This window comes from Nocardia coffeae (assembly GCF_019890715.1).
GTDB lineage: Bacteria > Actinomycetota > Actinomycetes > Mycobacteriales > Mycobacteriaceae > Nocardia > Nocardia jiangxiensis.
This window is the reverse complement of the sequence record NZ_JAINZY010000006.1, coordinates 94,977-109,772: the sequence shown is the minus strand read 5'-3', so window position 1 is coordinate 109,772 and position 14,796 is coordinate 94,977. Positions and strand designations below refer to the sequence as shown.

Here is a 14,796-nt window from a genome sequence, read left to right as displayed (position 1 = left end):
TTCTGAGGCAGGCCGTCGAGCAGAAGCGCGCAGACGGCGTCGAGGTCGGATTCGATGGTGGCGCAGTCCCATTCGGCAGTGTGCGCCGGGTGGTGGAAGCGGGTCTGCGTAACCTCACCCTCCGATGGGATGGTCCGGCACGATTGTTTTCTCTCCGCTGCTGTCGAAGCAGAACCAATACCAGTCACCGCCGAGATGATGCAATGCGCCATCCGCGGGATGGTCGCCGGTGACCTGGGCGAACCCGGACCTGTTCGCGCATTGGCCCGCCGCGGGGCCGGTCGCGAAATAGATACCAGTGGCGTCGCGGTAGATGCTCGAGGTCGGGTGGTCCGTATCGTCGACGCGGTAGAGACCGAGCCGGTGACCTTCGAACGTCCGCGGATCGACACCGTTGCGCACCTGCCGCGCGGCATCACCGAAGGCCCGCTCCGAGAACTGCCAGCGCACGATGATCGGCAGGTCCACGCTCCATGCCGCCGCCGTGCACGCCACCACCAGCGCAGGCGCGAGCAGGGGACCGAGTTCCGGCACCCGAAGCCGCCGGGACACGACCACCCGGCTCAGGTAACCCACCATCCCGTAGAAGAACACAACCGCCGCGACGATCGAGAACAACGTCCACAGCACCGATTCGGCACCGGCCGGGTCGCTGGAATGTATGAGCAGGCCCGCGCAACACGCAACCGTGCAGGCGAGAAACAATCGCCAGGCGAGCCGTGACCGGAGTCCTCGCTTCTCTCGTCGACCGGGAAGGCTGTCGGCCTGCGGCGTGTTCATCGCGGAAGCCTAGCCAGGACGGACCTGAACCCGAGGGGTGAGGTTCCCCGCTCCCGGGAAGCGGGGTCGATCGAGTCAGCGCGGTATTGCGTTATGCGAGTGCATATTTCGCGTCGCATCTCGGCCGGACGGTATGCCAGGTCACCCGGTTCGCGAAGTTTCCCGCATCGCAGCGAATTTCAAGCTACCCTCTTGTTGCGGGGGCTTCGATAGCTGCGGAGTGCTCATGAAGCAACAAGCGATTCCACGTACACGCGAGGTCACGCGAGGCCCCGTCCGGGTCGAGCTGACATCCTCGGTGACCGGCATGCACATGCACACGCCGGACGAGCACGGATATCTGGTCGAGATCCCGGTGGGGCGGATGATGCGGGTGGTCGATCGCCGGCACGAGGTGGAGGTCCTGCCCGGTCGTGCCGTTGTCGTCGAGCCGTCGGTCGACGCCTTCGTCGATTCACCGGATCGAGGGCGGGTCGTGGCCGTCGAGGTCGGTCAGCGCGCGTTGTCCGACATGCTCGAGGCACTGCTGGGCCGAACGGTCCGACACCCTGTCCATCCGGCGGAGGCGCCCCAGGTGCCCGACCGAACGTGGCTGTCGACCGTCCGGCGGATCGCCGCGGACGAGGCCGATGTGCCGCTGATCGGACGACCCGCTATCGAGCAGGAGTTACTCGTGCGACTGTTGTTGTCGCTGGACCATCCGGACCGGGAAGCGCTGGCCGCCACCGTGCCGAATTGGGGTCCGCACGTGATCCACAGGTGCTTGGACTATCTCGAGGCGTTCCCCGGCGAGCAACTGACCGTCTCCGGACTCGCAGCCGAAGCCGGGTTGAGTGTGCGCGCACTGCAGGAGTGCTGGATCCGGCACCGCGGGATGCCGCTGGCCGCGGACGTGGCACGAATCAGGCTGGCGGGGACGCACGCCGATCTCGAGTTCTACCGGCCCGGAGAAACAACGGTGGACGCGATCGCCACCGCGTGGGGATTCCAGCCGAGCCTGTTCCCCACCGTCTACGAACTCCACTACGGCTGCCCGCCCGAGCAAACCCTGCGCGGCCCGGCGTTCGCCTAGTAAGGGATCTGCGATGGCCATCGATTTCACCAACCGGCCCGGCGCGGATTCCGGGCCCAGCGGCGCGAAGGACGCCACGGCGGCGCCGAAGTTCCGGCCCTACGACCATCCCGCCGCCGGGTGGGGTGCGGCCAGGTCGGTCACCGAGTTCATGATCGGCCAGGAACACGAGCCGCTGCTGGGCCCGCTGGCCATCCTGAAGATGAATCACGAGAACGGCGGGTTCGACTGCCCGGGATGCGCCTGGCCCGACTCGATCAAGGGCATCCATCTGGACATCTGCGAGAACGGGATCAAGCACGTCACCTGGGAGATGACCCACAAGCGCGTCGGGGCCGAGTTCTTCGCCGCGCACACCGTGACCGAACTGTCCGGCTGGAGCGATCACGACCTGGAGAACCAGGGCCGGCTCACCGAGCCGATGCGCTACGACGCGGACAGCGACCGCTATGTCCCGATCACCTGGAGCCAGGCGTTCGAGGTCGTCGGGCGGGCACTGCGCGAACTCGACGATCCCGACCGGGCCTCGTTCTACACCTCGGGACGCCTCGGCAACGAGGCCACCTTCCTGTACCAGTTGCTCGCCCGCGAACTGGGCACCAACAATCTGCCCGACTGCTCCAACATGTGTCACGAGGCCAGCGGACGCGCACTGCAAGCATCCCTGGGCACCGGCAAAGGCACCTGTGACCTGGAGGATTGGGAGACCACCGACGCGCTGTTCATCATGGGCGTCAATGCCGCCTCCAACGCCCCGCGCATGCTCACCGCACTGGCCGAGGCCGACCGGCGGGGCGCACAGATCGTGCACATCAACCCGCTGATCGAGGCCGGTTCGCGGCGCACCATCATCCCGCACGAATTCGCCCGGATGGCGACCTTCCGAGCCACGCCCATCGGCACGATGAACCTGCAAACCCGCATCGGCGGCGACTTCGCGGTCCTGCGCGGCATCGCCAAGGCCGTGCTCGAGGAGGCGCACACCGACCCGAAGGCGCTGGACCGCGAGTTCATCGAGCGCCACACCACCGGCTTCGATACCTACCGCGCGAAGGTGGCGGCGACGCCGTGGACGCAGATCGAGCAACAGTCCGCGCTGAGCGAGGCCGAGATCCGCAAGGCAGCGCGGATCTACTGCGACGCCGACCGGTCGATCATCAGCTGGTGCCTGGGCGTCACCCAGCACGAGCACGGGGTCGACACGGTCCGTGAGATCGTGAATCTGCTGCTGTTGCGCGGCAATCTGGGCCGCGAGGGCGCCGGCCCCTCCCCCGTGCGCGGACACAGCAACGTGCAGGGCAACCGCACCTGCGGGATTGATCACCGCCCCACCGCGGCGTTCCTGGACCGGCTCGCCACGGTGTGCGGGATCGATCCGCCGCGCGCGCACGGGCTCGACACCGTGGCCACCATCGAGGCCATGCATCGCGGCGATGTGCGGGTCTTCGTGGGCATGGGCGGCAATTTCGCGCTCGCCGCCCCCGACACCGCCTACACCTTCGACGCGCTGCGGCGGTGCGAACTCACCGTCCAGGTCAGCACGAAGCTCAACCGCAGCCACCTGGTGCACGGCAGGCAGGCACTGATCCTGCCCTGTCTGGGCCGCACCGAGCGCGACGAACAGCGCGGCGGCCTGCAGCAGACCTCCGTCGAGGATTCGATGGCGATGGTGCATCTGTCCAAGGGCATGAAAAAGCCTGCCTCCCAACAGCTTCGGTCCGAGCCCGCCATCATCGCCGGTATCGCGAGGGCCGCACTGCCGCACAGCGGGACACCGTGGGACCACTACGTCGAGGACTACGACCGGATCCGCGACACCATGGCCGAAGTTCTGGACGGCTTCGAGGATTTCAACCGCCGTGTGCGGCTGCCGCTCGGCTTCCGGATCAAGCAGCCCGCCCGCGAACTGGTCTTCCTCACCCCGTCCGGCAAGGCCGAATTCTCCGCCGCCGACCTGCCCGACCTCACCACGGAACCGGGCACGCTGACGCTGACCACCATGCGCTCGCACGACCAGTGGAACACCACCATCTACTCCGACAACGACCGCTACCGAGGCGTGCAGAAACTGCGCACCCTGGTGTTCATGAACGAGCACGACATGCGCGATCGCGGCCTGGAACTGTTCGACGAGGTCGACATCACCAGCTTCGCCCGGGACCGAAGCACCCGATCGGTGCAGCGCTACAAGGCGATTCCCTACGACATCCCGCGCGGCTGCGCCGCCGGTTACATGCCCGAACTCAACGTCCTGTGCGCGATCGGCGACTACAGCACGCAGAGCGACCAGCCGATCATGAAGAACCTGAAGGTCACCATCGAACGCTCCCAGTGACGCGACTCGTGTAGACACCGAAACCCGCGACGCGGCCGAGGAATTCATCGACTCGGCGGCGAAGTACCGGACGGCCGAGGTGCATGATTCCATGCAACCGGGCTACCGGCGCGGCAGTATCGACACCGTGAAGACTGTGGTCGTGTCGGATGGTGGCCCCTGCAACGTCGAGATCGGACGGGTCTGGGCTACCGGCGGGCCCGACCGAGGCCGGGCGTCGTGAGGATCCTGTTCGCCGCGACACCGTTGATCGGGCATCTGTTCCCGATGATGCCGCTGGCACGATGCCTTCGCGATCGGGGACATGAGGTGCTGGTGGCCAGCGGCGGAGCGGCAGTCGCCGCGGTCGCCGACGATATCGATGCGGTCGATATCGCGCCCGGCATCGGAAATGTGCAGGCGGTAGTGCGGGGGCTGGGCCTGCATCCGGTCCTGGCGGTGCGATCGATGACCGGCAGGGCCGACCCCCGGGGCGGCGCCCATGTCTTCGCGGTGACCAACAAACCGATGATCGCCCCTCTCACCAGAACCGCCGAACGGTTCCAACCCGATCTGGTCGTCCACGAACCCTTCGCCGCCGCAGCGGCGATCGCGGCGGCCCGGATCGGTGTCCCGACCGTGTTGCACAACATCGCCCTCGACAACGGCACGCTGATCCGCCGAGAGCTGTTGCGGCTGCTGTGTGGTCGGGACGAGCCCGACGCGGCGACGACCCTGTCGCTCGCCCCGCCCAGTATCGTGGCGGTGCCCGGTTGGCCTCTGCGGTACACCCCGTATGCGCCATCGGGCGCGCCGGTCCCCCCGGTGTTCCACGACCCGCCGGTGCGGCCGCGCATCGTCGTGACTCGCAGCACCATGCTCGGCGACGGGCCCGACGCCATGCTGCGCGCCGTGCTGCGCGCCGCCCCGCAGGTGGACGCGGACATCGTCATCGTCCGCCCGAACCGTGCCATCGCGCGCTCCGCACGCCTGCCCGGCAACGTCCACACCGTCGGCTGGATCGCCTTGCACCGTGCCCTGCCCACCTGCACCGCGATGGTCAACCACGGCGGCGCCGGCTCGGTGCTCGCCGCCCTGCGCGCGGGCATCCCGCAACTGGCCACACCCGCGCCCGGGGACCGTCGCTGGAACGCGGAATCGGTCGAGAACCGCGGCGCGGGCCTGTCGGTCCCGGCATCCAAAATCACTGCGGCACATCTCGATACACTGATCACCGAGGCAGACATGACCAGCTCGGCTCGGGCGGTGGCCGCCGAGATCGCCGCGATGCCCACCGTCGAGGACACCGCGGACCGCCTCCTCGCCGCCCACGACGTCACCCGCGCGTGAAGGGGGCAGGCCGGGTCATACGGACCCGGCCGTCGCCCGGAACCGGTCAGCTCGGGTGGTGCACTTCCTGCAGGCCGTAGACCGGCGTGGGGATGCCCTCGTAGCGCGCTTTGAGCTGCAACCCGAGATACAGCGAATAGTGCCGGGACTGATGCAGATTGCCGCCGTGGAACCACAGCCCGTCCTGCTGGGTCGGCTTCCACATGTTGCGGAGTTCGCCCTCGTGCGGGCCCGGATCCTTCGCGGTGCCCGACCCGTATCCCCAGCACTTGCCGACCTTGTCGGCTACCTCCTGCCCGATCAGATCCGCCGCCCAGCCGTTCATCGATCCGTATCCGGTGGCGTAGACGACCAGATCGGCAGGCAGTTCGGTCCCGTCGTCGAGCACGACGGCATCCTCGGTCAATTCGCGTACCTGCCCGTGCGCGAGTGCGATATCGCCGTTCGCCACCAGATCGGCCGCGCCGACATCGATGTAGTAGCCCGATCCGCGGCGCAGGTACTTCATGAACAGGCCGGAACCGTCCTCGCCCCAGTCCAATTGGAATCCGGCTCGCTCGAGCCGCGCGTAGAAGTCGGCGTCGCGCTCGCGGATCGCGTCGTACACCGGGATCTGGAACTGGTGCATGATCCGGTACGGCATCGAGGCGAAGATCAGGTCCGCCTTGTCGGTGGTGATGCCGGCCGCCACCGCCCGCTCCGAGTACAGATCACCCATCCCGATGTCCATCAGCGAATCCGAGCGCACGATGTGGGTCGAGGACCGCTGCACCATCGTCACCTCGGCGCCGGATTCCCAGAGCGCGGCGCAGATGTCGTGCGCGGAATTGTTGGAGCCGATGACGACCGCGCGCTTGCCCGCATACGCGTCCGGCCCCGGGTGCCGACTGGAGTGGTGCTGCTCGCCGCGGAACAGGTCCATACCGGGTAAGTCCGGGATACTCGGCTTGCCGGACATCCCGGTGGCGAGCACGAGTTGCCGCGGACGGAGCACGACCGGCTCCCCGTCACGCTCGACGTGCACCGTCCACTCCCCCGTCTGCTCGTCGTAGGACGCGGACGTGCAGGTGGTCTTCGACCAGTACGGGATCTCCATCACCCGGGTGTACATCTCGAGCCAGTCGCCGACCTTGTCCTTCGGCGTGAAAACCGGCCAGTTCTCCGGAAACGGCAGGTAGGGCAGGTGGTCGTACCAGACCGGGTCGTGCAGGCACAGCGACTTGTACCGCCCGCGCCACTGATCGCCCGGACGGTCGTGCTTGTCGATCACCAGTGCCGGCACACCCAACTGCCGCAACCGCGCACCCAGCGCGATCCCGCCCTGCCCGCCGCCGACGACGACCACGTACGGCTGCCGGGAACGGCCGAGTTCACGCTCCTCGATCTCGCGCTGTTCGGACCAGGTGACTCTGTTCCGATTCGCCCCGTGCTCAGCGCCTTTGGGCCGACGCGAGCCCTTGTTCTCCTCGAGTCCCTTCAACTCCCGCAAACTGGTCAGCAGCGTCCACGCGCCCGCGTCGGTGAGCCGCAGATGACCGGTCACGCGACCGACCGCGGTCTCGAAGCCGATCCAGGCCGTGATCACCCCGTCCGCTTCGGTCGCGGGCTCGGTCGTGTGGAATCCTCGCGGATCGGCATCCTCGAGGCGGACGCGGAGCATCTCGACGATCCCCTCACGACCCTCGAGCGTGGTGATGTTCCAGGTGAACGCCACCAGATCGCGCCAGAAACCGTCCACCGCGAACAGACCGGCGGCCCGCTCGGCATCACGCGCGGCAAGAGCCGATTCGAACTCCCGCAGCCACGTGTGCACCCGCTGCTGCGGACCCGCCCCGTCCGGGCTCGTATGTGCTGGTTCCAGTGTCCGGGTCATCGGATACTCCTTCCGCGTAGATCTGTGACCTACAGCACACGCCACCCGAACCGATGTCACAATCGTTGCAAGAGGTTGCATCATCGACGAGCGCGGCGCGGCGTGCTCCCCCACGGGTCCGCGCGAGCCCCGCGGATGAGGAAGGACATGTGGGCAGCTTCGACGCGATCACCCCGGGGACCGACCTCCCCCGCTACGCGCGCGAGCTCGTCCGCATGCACGATGCGGTCATCAGCGGCAGCCGATTTCCCATGCAGCCCAGGACCGTGGTCGCGCGATCCTGGTCACGGGTTCTGGCCGCCGGGTTGTCGCCCGACCGAGCCAATACCCGCGCGGTCCTCACGCTGCAGGACATCGAGCAACGCCGGCACCGCTCACCACTGCACCACGTGATCGACGACCTGTCCCGGGTACTCGCCGCAGTCGCCGACTCCTCCCAGATGATCATGGTCGTCACCGACGCCGATGGCGCGATCCTCTGGCGTTCGGGCGACGCGAAGGTGCGCCGCCACGCCGACGATCTGGGCTTCCGGGAGGGCGCCACCTGGACCGAGAACACCGTCGGCACCAACGCCATCGGCACCGCACTCGTGGAAGCCGTTCCCGTGCAACTGTTCTCCGGTGAGCACTTCGAACAGTCGCAGCACCCGTGGTACTGCACCGCCGCGCCGATACACGACCCACGCACCGGCGAACTCATCGGCGTCGTCGACATCAGCGGCCCGGCGCTGACACTGCACCCCGCCCTCACCGCCCTCGTCAGCGCCGCTGTGGAAATCGCCGAGGGGCAGTTGCTGCACCGCCAGCACGAGCGCCTCCGGCGCCTGCGCGAGACCGCCATGCCCATGCTGGCCTCGCTGACCGGTCCCGCGCTGCTGATCGACGACCACGGCTGGGTCGCACACTCCACGGGCCTGTCCCCGACCGGACGCATCGCCATCCCCAATACCGAACGCGCAGTGCATGTCCCGGGCCTGGGCCTGTGCACCGCCGAAGCACTGCTCGACGGCTGGCTGGTGCGCCCGTGCGCCACCACCACGCGGATCCGGATGACACTCGACCTGTCCGGCCCGCCCGTCGTGATCACCACCGGTGACGAAAATGACTGGCGTACACCACTTTCCCCGCGTCACACCGAAATCCTGCTGGTGCTGCACCTGCGCGGTCGGCGTGGTGCGTCGGTCACCGAGCTGAGCACCGCCGTGCACGGCGACCCGGATCACGCCGTTGCCATCCGCGCCGAACTCTCGCGTATGCGCCGGATTCTCGGTTCGTTGGTGCAGAGCCGTCCGTACCGGCTGTCGGACTCGGTCGAACTCACCCTCGATCTCGGCGACGCCGGACGCCTCTGCGAATGCGCATTCGTCCGCACCATCGCCGGTCCGTCCCTGCGCAACCTGATTGATCACCTTCCGACGAACTGGTGACTGCTCGCGAAAAGGCTTGCTGCCGAGCGGATTCGCGTGTCGCCGAAGACAAATCTCAGCTCTGGGCGGTCAACGATTCGGGTTCGGTCGTCGTGGCGAGTTCGGCGAACACTCCGTCGGCGGCAAGCAGGTGCGAGTCATACTTCCGGATCGCCGAACCAGTCACCGGCGGCTCGCTCGAACGCTGCCCGATCGGGGGCGTGATCACCGGCCCACGCGACGATGCCGTCGGGCCGGATCAGCACAGCGCCGAAGCCGAGGTCGTTCCGCACCGGCCCGGCCACATACCGGATCCGGTCCGCCCAGCCCGTGGCCGAGCCACGCAGGCATCGGTCGATGGTGAAATCGAGTGCGACGCCATGCCCGTCCCGCATCAGATCACCCAGCCGGGTGCCGTCCACGAGATGGAAATCCGGTGCGCTGCGGCCGATCAGCGGCTGCTCGCTGCCCAGGTCGTAGCGGATCGATGAGCCCGAAACCTTCTGGAACACATAGGTTGCGCCGTCCCGGGTCGCGATCAGGTCGCGGATGACCGCCTGGACCGCGCGGGCGTGCGGGTCGGGCCGCATCACCTCCACCTGAGCCCGCGACCAGTCGAGCACCCGGGCGCCGATCGGATGACGTTCGCCGGTGTAGGTGTCGAGCAGTCCGTCCGGCGCCTTCCCCTGCACGGTCGCCGCGAGTTTCCAGCCCAGGTTCATCGCGTCGCCGAGCCCGGTGTTCAGGCCCTGCCCGCCGAGCGGGGAATGGATGTGCGCGGCGTCGCCCGCGAGCAGGACGCGTCCCTGCCGGTAGGTCGTCGCCTGCTTCGCCCGATCGGTGAAGGTCGACGCGAGCTGGACCTCACTCAACGTCACGTCGGTGCCCGACACCCGGCGCAGCACCGTCTGCAGGTGCTCGCGGGTCGGCGGCTGTGTGCGGTCGAAGGCACCGCCGTCGAAATCCATCATGCCGATCTGCCCGTCCGCGAACATTCGCACGTACGTGCCGGTTGGCGTCCGGTTGATCATCCCGGAGCCCAGCTTCTCCGGATCGGCGATGGTGGTGAGCGCGATGTAGCCGGTGAACCGCGGTTCGGTGCCCTCGAAATCGAACCCGGCGAGCTTGCGCACCGCGCTGCGTCCGCCATCGCATCCGACGACCCAGCGCGCCGCGTATTCGTGGTCGCCGGCCCGCACGACCACACCGTTCTCGTCCTGCACGAGGGCCGAGACCGCGGCGCCGCGCCTGATCTGCACACCGAGTTCGGCTGCCCGCTGCGACAGCACCGTTTCGACCGCGTCCAGGCTGGCCACCATGGCGTCCGGCGCCGGGGTGGGCAGCCGGAACGGCAGTGCGGCGAGGTCGATATCGGCCGGGTCGGGTTCCATACCGGCGAAGTGACCCGCCATGGGCGGGCCCGAGGGTTCGTCTCCCTCGGAATTCTCGCCGGAATCATCAGGGACACCCGTCGCTTTCAGCAGGGCACCCAGCATCCCGCGGCGGTAGAACGCCTCGGCCGAGGTGGCGAACAAACCCCGCATCCCGAGCGGCTCCACCCGCCACGGCGAGCCGAGCTCCGCCTCCCGCTCGAGCACCAGGACAGCACAACCGGCCAGACCCAGCTCACAGGCAAGGAAGAGACCGACCGGCCCGGCGCCCACTACTACTACATCGAATTCATCCATGACCCAATGATTTTCGACCCCTCTTGCACCATCCTGGCGCAACGCTTGCGGCGCTCCTACGCGGTCAGGCGCGACCGGCCGGCCAGCTGCGGTACCGACGTAGCGCGCGCTGCTGGAGAACGGTTTCCTTCAGCAGGGCGAGTGCGGGGTTCATTCCGGGGCGTGTGCGCCGACCCGCGCCGAGGCGGCGAAGTTGTTGCCGCACACGGGACATGCTCGCGGCGGACGCGACCGCCTTGTCCTTCATCCGTACCGGCGCGAGCTCGACCGTGGCGGCGTCGTCCCGACGCCACCGGTTCGGCAGGTCGGGGTCGACGGCCAGCGCGCTGCCCATGCCCACGAGATCGATACCTGCGGCCAGGACCTCCTCGGCCACCGGCCGCCGCACGACCCCTCCGGTCAACATCAGCGGCAGCGGGCTGGTCGTCGCGAGTTCTTCGGCGAGGGTGAGGAAGTACGCCTCGCGGGCGCGGGTCCGCTGGTCGGTGGCCTGGCCGGTCATGGCGGGCGCCTCGTAGCTGCCGCCGGAGAGTTCGACGACGTCGACGCCGAGCGGAGCCAGCAGCTCGATCACGCGCGCGGCGTCGTCGCGGTCGAAACCGCCGCGCTGGAAGTCGGCCGAGTTCAGTTTGACCGCGACGGCGAACGTGGGAGCGACCGCGCCCCGGACCGCACGGACGATGTCGAGCAGCAGCCGTGCCCGGTTCTCCAGGCTGCCGCCCCATCGGTCGGTGCGCCGATTGGTCAGCGGCGAGAGGAACTGGGACAGCAGATAGCCGTGCGCGGCATGGACTTCCACGCCGTCGAACCCGGCTTCCGCTGCGCGGCGGGCCGTTTCGGTGAAGCGCTCGACGGTCTCGGCGATCTGCTGCGCGGTCATCGCGACCGGCTGCGCGAAACGCTTGCTGTTCCTGCCGACATCGACACGGATCGCCGACGGCGCCCAGGCGAGGCCGGGCATGTCCGCGCGGACCTGCCGCCCCGGGTGGTTGATCTGCATCCACACCCGTGCGCCACCGCTCTTGGCGGCGGCAGCCCACTGCCGGAACGGTTCCAGCGGCGAATCCGCATCCAGGACAACGCCGCCCGGCCCGGTGAGTGCCTGTGCGTGGACCATCACGTTGCCGGTGATGATCAGCCCCGCCCCGCCCCGGCTCCAGCGCTCGTACAGCCGGAACAGGGACTTTCCCGGGAGTTGCCCGGAAACGGCCATGTTCTCCTCCATGGCGGCCTTGGCCAGCCTGTTCGGGATCACCGAGCCGTTGGGGAGCGTGAACGGCGCGAAGACCGGTGAAGTCTTCGCCGAACCGCCGGGCCTGGTGGAGGTGGGGACTGCGGATGACATCGCTGCTCCTGAAAGCGGTATGTTTACATTGCTAACATGAGGCTAGAAAGGAATGTGTTCAGTGTCAACTTCAGCGAAGAGTGGTTACCATCACGGTGATCTGCGAGCCTCACTCCTCGGGGCGGCGATGCACCGACTCGAAGCCGGTGAACCGTTCTCACTGCGCGCCATCGCGCGCGACGCGGGCGTCTCGCAGACCGCGCCGTACCGGCACTTCACCGACCGCGAGGCGCTGGAATCCGCGTTGGCCGCACAGGGCCTGCGCGATCTGAAGGCGGACCTGACCGCCGGGGGCAAGCTCCCGGCATCGACGTCCGATCTCGCCGAACTGGCGGTCACCTACGTCGAATTCGCGCTGCGCCGACCGGCGCTGTTCCGCCTGATGTTCGGCAACGCCTGCGATGTGGACAACGAAGACCGGGTCCAGGCCGCGGCGGAGATTCACGATCTGCTGAAACTGGCCATGACACAGGTCTTTCCGGACGGCGGCTCGGAGGCGCTGGCCTCGGCCGGATGGGCGCTGGCCCACGGATTGGCCTTCCTGCATCTGGACGGCAAGCTCCCGGCGCAGTCGAGCCGCGAGGTGGCCGATCACGTGCGCGCCGCGTTCGCCGCGATCCTTTCGGTGCGTACTCCGTAACCCTTCGATACCGACGCGCATGGCCGCCACCACCAGGTGTTGACAGTGCTCACATTCGGCTCTAACGTCGTCGATGTTAGCGATGTCAACATAAGGAGTGTTCATGGGTGCGACCACGTCACAGACGGTCACCGTCGATCTCGGCGGCCGCCCGGTCGACGTCGCGCAGGGCGGCCTCTACGACCGCTACCGGATGTGCACCGACCTCGACGCCGTAGCGACCGATCCGCGGGTGAGCGGTGTCGAGTTCTTCCGGCGGATGCCGAAGACGAAGGTCGACTCGCCGATCGGCCCGACCTGGACACCGAACTTCTACTACCGGATCTCCACGGCGCGACTGACGATGATCGCGCCGTCCCGCGCGATCGGTTCCCGGCTCCCGCACGAGTTGGCTCCGGTCGAGCTCACCCCCGGTCTGGGCCTGGTCTCGGTGATGTTCTTCCGCTACGACGTGTGTGACATCGACTTCTACACCGAGGCCGCCGTCGGCATCGCGGTCAAGCCCGCCCGCCACCGCGGCCCCGGGTTCCTGGACCTGCTCACCGGCCTGAAGAACGACCACCTCCACACCTACGTCCTGTCCCTTCCGGTCAACAGCGACATCGCCCAGGTGCGTGGCCACGACGGCTACGGCTTCCCCAAATGGGTGACCGACATCGACGTCGACATCGACGACGAGCACTCCGCCGCGCGCGTCGCGAACGCCGACGGCGACACCGATGTGGCCTTCTCCGCGCGCACCCCGCACCAGATGAAACATGTTTCGGGCGAACAGGTTTCGAGCCTGACCTCGTACACGACGATCGATGGCGCCTGGCACTCGACGCTGAGTCAGACCAACGTCCTGTCCGCCGGTACCGCGACCCTGCCCCGCGGCGTCGACCTGCAACTCGGCGTCGGCCGTGTCGCCGACGACATCCGTTCGCTGCGGCCGATCAGGACGATCCGGCTCGATGTCATGACCGAAGGACAGAACGCACTCCACATGCCGGTCCCCACCTCGGTTCGCACCCGGGGCTGATCAACTACTCACGAAGGACGACCACATATGACCAAGCGCATCTTGAACGTCGTCACCAATGTCGGCCACTACGACGATCCGAATCACCCCACCGGCCTGTGGCTCTCCGAGCTCACGCACGCTTGGCAGGTCTTCGAACAGCACGGGTTCGACCAGACCCTGGTCAGCCCGGCGGGTGGGCCCGCACCTCTGGAACCGCGGTCGCTGAAGTTCCCGAACTACGACAAGACCGCCAGGGCATGGCGCGCCGATTCGGCACGAATGACGCTGCTGGAGAACACGGTCGGCCCCGACGACATCGACTCGGCCGACTACGACGCCATCTACTTCACCGGCGGGCACGCGGTGATGTACGACTTCCCCGGCAGCGAGGGGTTGCAGCGCATCACCCGGGAGATCTTCGAACGCGGAGGCATCGTCGCCTCGGTCTGCCACGGCTACTGCGGCCTGCTCGACACCACGCTCTCCGACGGCTCCTACCTCGTCGCCGGACGCAAGGTCACCGGATTCGCCTGGCAGGAAGAGGTTCTCGCCCGCGTGGACAAACTCGTGCCCTACAACGCCGAGGCAGAGATGAACAAGCGCGGCGCCCGCTACGAGAAGGCGAAACTACCGTTCGTGTCCTACGCCGTGGTCGACGGCAACCTCGTCACCGGGCAGAACCCCGGATCGGCGAAGGAAACCGCGAAGAAGATCGCCGCTCTGCTGTGACACCGAGCCTGGACCATGAGCGAGAGGAGGCGTCGAAACTGTTGCAGCGCATCGGGATCACCAACTACCGGCGACCTGTTCGGTGGTGACCAGGATTCGATTGAAGAAGTTCGTGGTCGCGATCGAAACCACAAGTGCGGCAAGCGCTTTCTCGTCATAGTGACTTGCCGCGTTGTCCCACACCGCATCAGGCACCGCGTCGCTGCGGTCGGCGAGGCGAGTCGCGTGCTCGGCCAGGTCCAGAGCGGCCCGCTCGGCGTCGGTGAAGTACGGCGTCCCCCGCCAGACGGCCACTGCGGCCAGCCGGTCCTCGGATTCTCCGTTCGCGCGCGCCGACCGCACGCCGTTGTCGACGCAGAACCCGCAACCGTTGATCTGGCTGGCCCGAATATGGACCAGCTCCAGGGTCGCTTCGGGAACGCCGCCACTGCGGGTCGCCACGGTGAGGGCCTGTATCGCCCGCTGCGTGTCGGGCAGGATCCGTGCCGGGTTCTTCATGCGGGCCATCGCGATTCTCCTCGGATAGATAGGCCGGTCGACTTCCCGAATCTGCGGGAACGACCCTGTGCCGACACTACGGTGACGTTGCTATGAGC

At 67.7% G+C, this 14,796-nt stretch carries 12 protein-coding genes; 7 read left to right on the top strand and 5 right to left on the bottom strand.

What is annotated here, in order from left to right:
- Positions 1-114: 114 nt before the first annotated feature.
- A complete protein-coding gene (locus tag K7711_RS22525; protein WP_222971433.1) occupies positions 115-780 on the bottom strand; it encodes a hypothetical protein in 666 nt (221 codons plus the stop codon).
- 226 nt (positions 781-1,006) lie between these two features.
- Here K7711_RS22525 and K7711_RS22520 point away from each other — a divergent pair, with 226 nt between their 5' ends.
- The 3 genes from K7711_RS22520 to K7711_RS22510 all read left to right on the top strand — a co-directional run bounded on the left by K7711_RS22520 (position 1,007) and on the right by K7711_RS22510 (position 5,516).
- Positions 1,007-1,852, top strand: a complete 846-nt coding sequence (locus K7711_RS22520; protein ID WP_222971432.1) for an AraC family transcriptional regulator — start codon at positions 1,007-1,009, stop codon at positions 1,850-1,852.
- Positions 1,853-1,865: 13 nt separating this feature from the next.
- Entirely contained in the window at positions 1,866-4,187 is a 2,322-nt protein-coding gene (locus K7711_RS22515; protein ID WP_222971431.1) for an FdhF/YdeP family oxidoreductase, read from the top strand.
- A 219-nt stretch (positions 4,188-4,406) separates the two neighbouring features.
- Positions 4,407-5,516 (top strand): glycosyltransferase, encoded by a 1,110-nt coding sequence (locus K7711_RS22510; protein WP_222971430.1) that lies wholly within the window; start codon positions 4,407-4,409, stop codon positions 5,514-5,516.
- Positions 5,517-5,562: 46 nt separating this feature from the next.
- Here the strand turns inward: K7711_RS22510 and K7711_RS22505 are convergent, their stop codons facing one another.
- Complete coding sequence (locus K7711_RS22505; protein ID WP_222971429.1) at positions 5,563-7,389, bottom strand: NAD(P)/FAD-dependent oxidoreductase; 1,827 nt, start codon at positions 7,387-7,389, stop codon at positions 5,563-5,565.
- A 149-nt stretch (positions 7,390-7,538) separates the two neighbouring features.
- Here K7711_RS22505 and K7711_RS22500 point away from each other — a divergent pair, with 149 nt between their 5' ends.
- The gene (locus K7711_RS22500) at positions 7,539-8,816 is read left to right on the top strand and encodes a GAF domain-containing protein (protein WP_222971428.1); all 1,278 of its coding nucleotides are present in this window, start codon (positions 7,539-7,541) and stop codon (positions 8,814-8,816) included.
- Positions 8,817-8,953: 137 nt separating this feature from the next.
- Here the strand turns inward: K7711_RS22500 and K7711_RS22495 are convergent, their stop codons facing one another.
- Both K7711_RS22495 and K7711_RS22490 read right to left on the bottom strand, forming a co-directional pair.
- The gene (locus tag K7711_RS22495) at positions 8,954-10,483 is read right to left on the bottom strand and encodes an FAD-dependent oxidoreductase (protein ID WP_222971427.1); all 1,530 of its coding nucleotides are present in this window, start codon (positions 10,481-10,483) and stop codon (positions 8,954-8,956) included.
- Between the two features lie 64 nt (positions 10,484-10,547).
- Positions 10,548-11,828, bottom strand: coding sequence for an NADH:flavin oxidoreductase/NADH oxidase family protein (locus tag K7711_RS22490; protein ID WP_222971426.1), 1,281 nt, complete (start codon positions 11,826-11,828; stop codon positions 10,548-10,550).
- A gap of 61 nt (positions 11,829-11,889) precedes the next feature.
- On the opposite strand from K7711_RS22490, the gene K7711_RS22485 reads away from it, so the two are divergent.
- The 3 genes from K7711_RS22485 to K7711_RS22475 all read left to right on the top strand — a co-directional run bounded on the left by K7711_RS22485 (position 11,890) and on the right by K7711_RS22475 (position 14,200).
- Complete coding sequence (locus K7711_RS22485; RefSeq protein WP_222971425.1) at positions 11,890-12,468, top strand: TetR/AcrR family transcriptional regulator; 579 nt, start codon at positions 11,890-11,892, stop codon at positions 12,466-12,468.
- Positions 12,469-12,571: 103 nt separating this feature from the next.
- Positions 12,572-13,489, top strand: a complete 918-nt coding sequence (locus K7711_RS22480) for an acetoacetate decarboxylase family protein (protein WP_222971424.1) — start codon at positions 12,572-12,574, stop codon at positions 13,487-13,489.
- A gap of 27 nt (positions 13,490-13,516) precedes the next feature.
- A complete protein-coding gene (locus K7711_RS22475) occupies positions 13,517-14,200 on the top strand; it encodes a type 1 glutamine amidotransferase domain-containing protein (RefSeq protein WP_222971423.1) in 684 nt (227 codons plus the stop codon).
- Positions 14,201-14,257: 57 nt separating this feature from the next.
- On the opposite strand, the gene K7711_RS22470 is transcribed toward K7711_RS22475, so the two are convergent.
- Complete coding sequence (locus K7711_RS22470; protein ID WP_222971764.1) at positions 14,258-14,698, bottom strand: carboxymuconolactone decarboxylase family protein; 441 nt, start codon at positions 14,696-14,698, stop codon at positions 14,258-14,260.
- Positions 14,699-14,796: the final 98 nt, after the last annotated feature.

Bases quoted from the DNA above. Each gene is read 5' to 3' on its own strand.
- K7711_RS22470 (WP_222971764.1), bottom strand. From the start codon at position 14,698: ATGAAGAACCCGGCACGGATCCTGCCCGACACGCAGCGGGCGATACAG.
- K7711_RS22495 (WP_222971427.1), bottom strand. From the start codon at position 10,483: ATGGATGAATTCGATGTAGTAGTAGTGGGCGCCGGGCCGGTCGGTCTC.
- K7711_RS22490 (WP_222971426.1), bottom strand. From the start codon at position 11,828: ATGTCATCCGCAGTCCCCACCTCCACCAGGCCCGGCGGTTCGGCGAAG.
- K7711_RS22515 (WP_222971431.1), top strand. From the start codon at position 1,866: ATGGCCATCGATTTCACCAACCGGCCCGGCGCGGATTCCGGGCCCAGC.
- K7711_RS22475 (WP_222971423.1), top strand. From the start codon at position 13,517: ATGACCAAGCGCATCTTGAACGTCGTCACCAATGTCGGCCACTACGAC.
- K7711_RS22525 (WP_222971433.1), bottom strand. From the start codon at position 780: ATGAACACGCCGCAGGCCGACAGCCTTCCCGGTCGACGAGAGAAGCGA.
- K7711_RS22480 (WP_222971424.1), top strand. From the start codon at position 12,572: ATGGGTGCGACCACGTCACAGACGGTCACCGTCGATCTCGGCGGCCGC.
- K7711_RS22520 (WP_222971432.1), top strand. From the start codon at position 1,007: ATGAAGCAACAAGCGATTCCACGTACACGCGAGGTCACGCGAGGCCCC.
- K7711_RS22505 (WP_222971429.1), bottom strand. From the start codon at position 7,389: ATGACCCGGACACTGGAACCAGCACATACGAGCCCGGACGGGGCGGGT.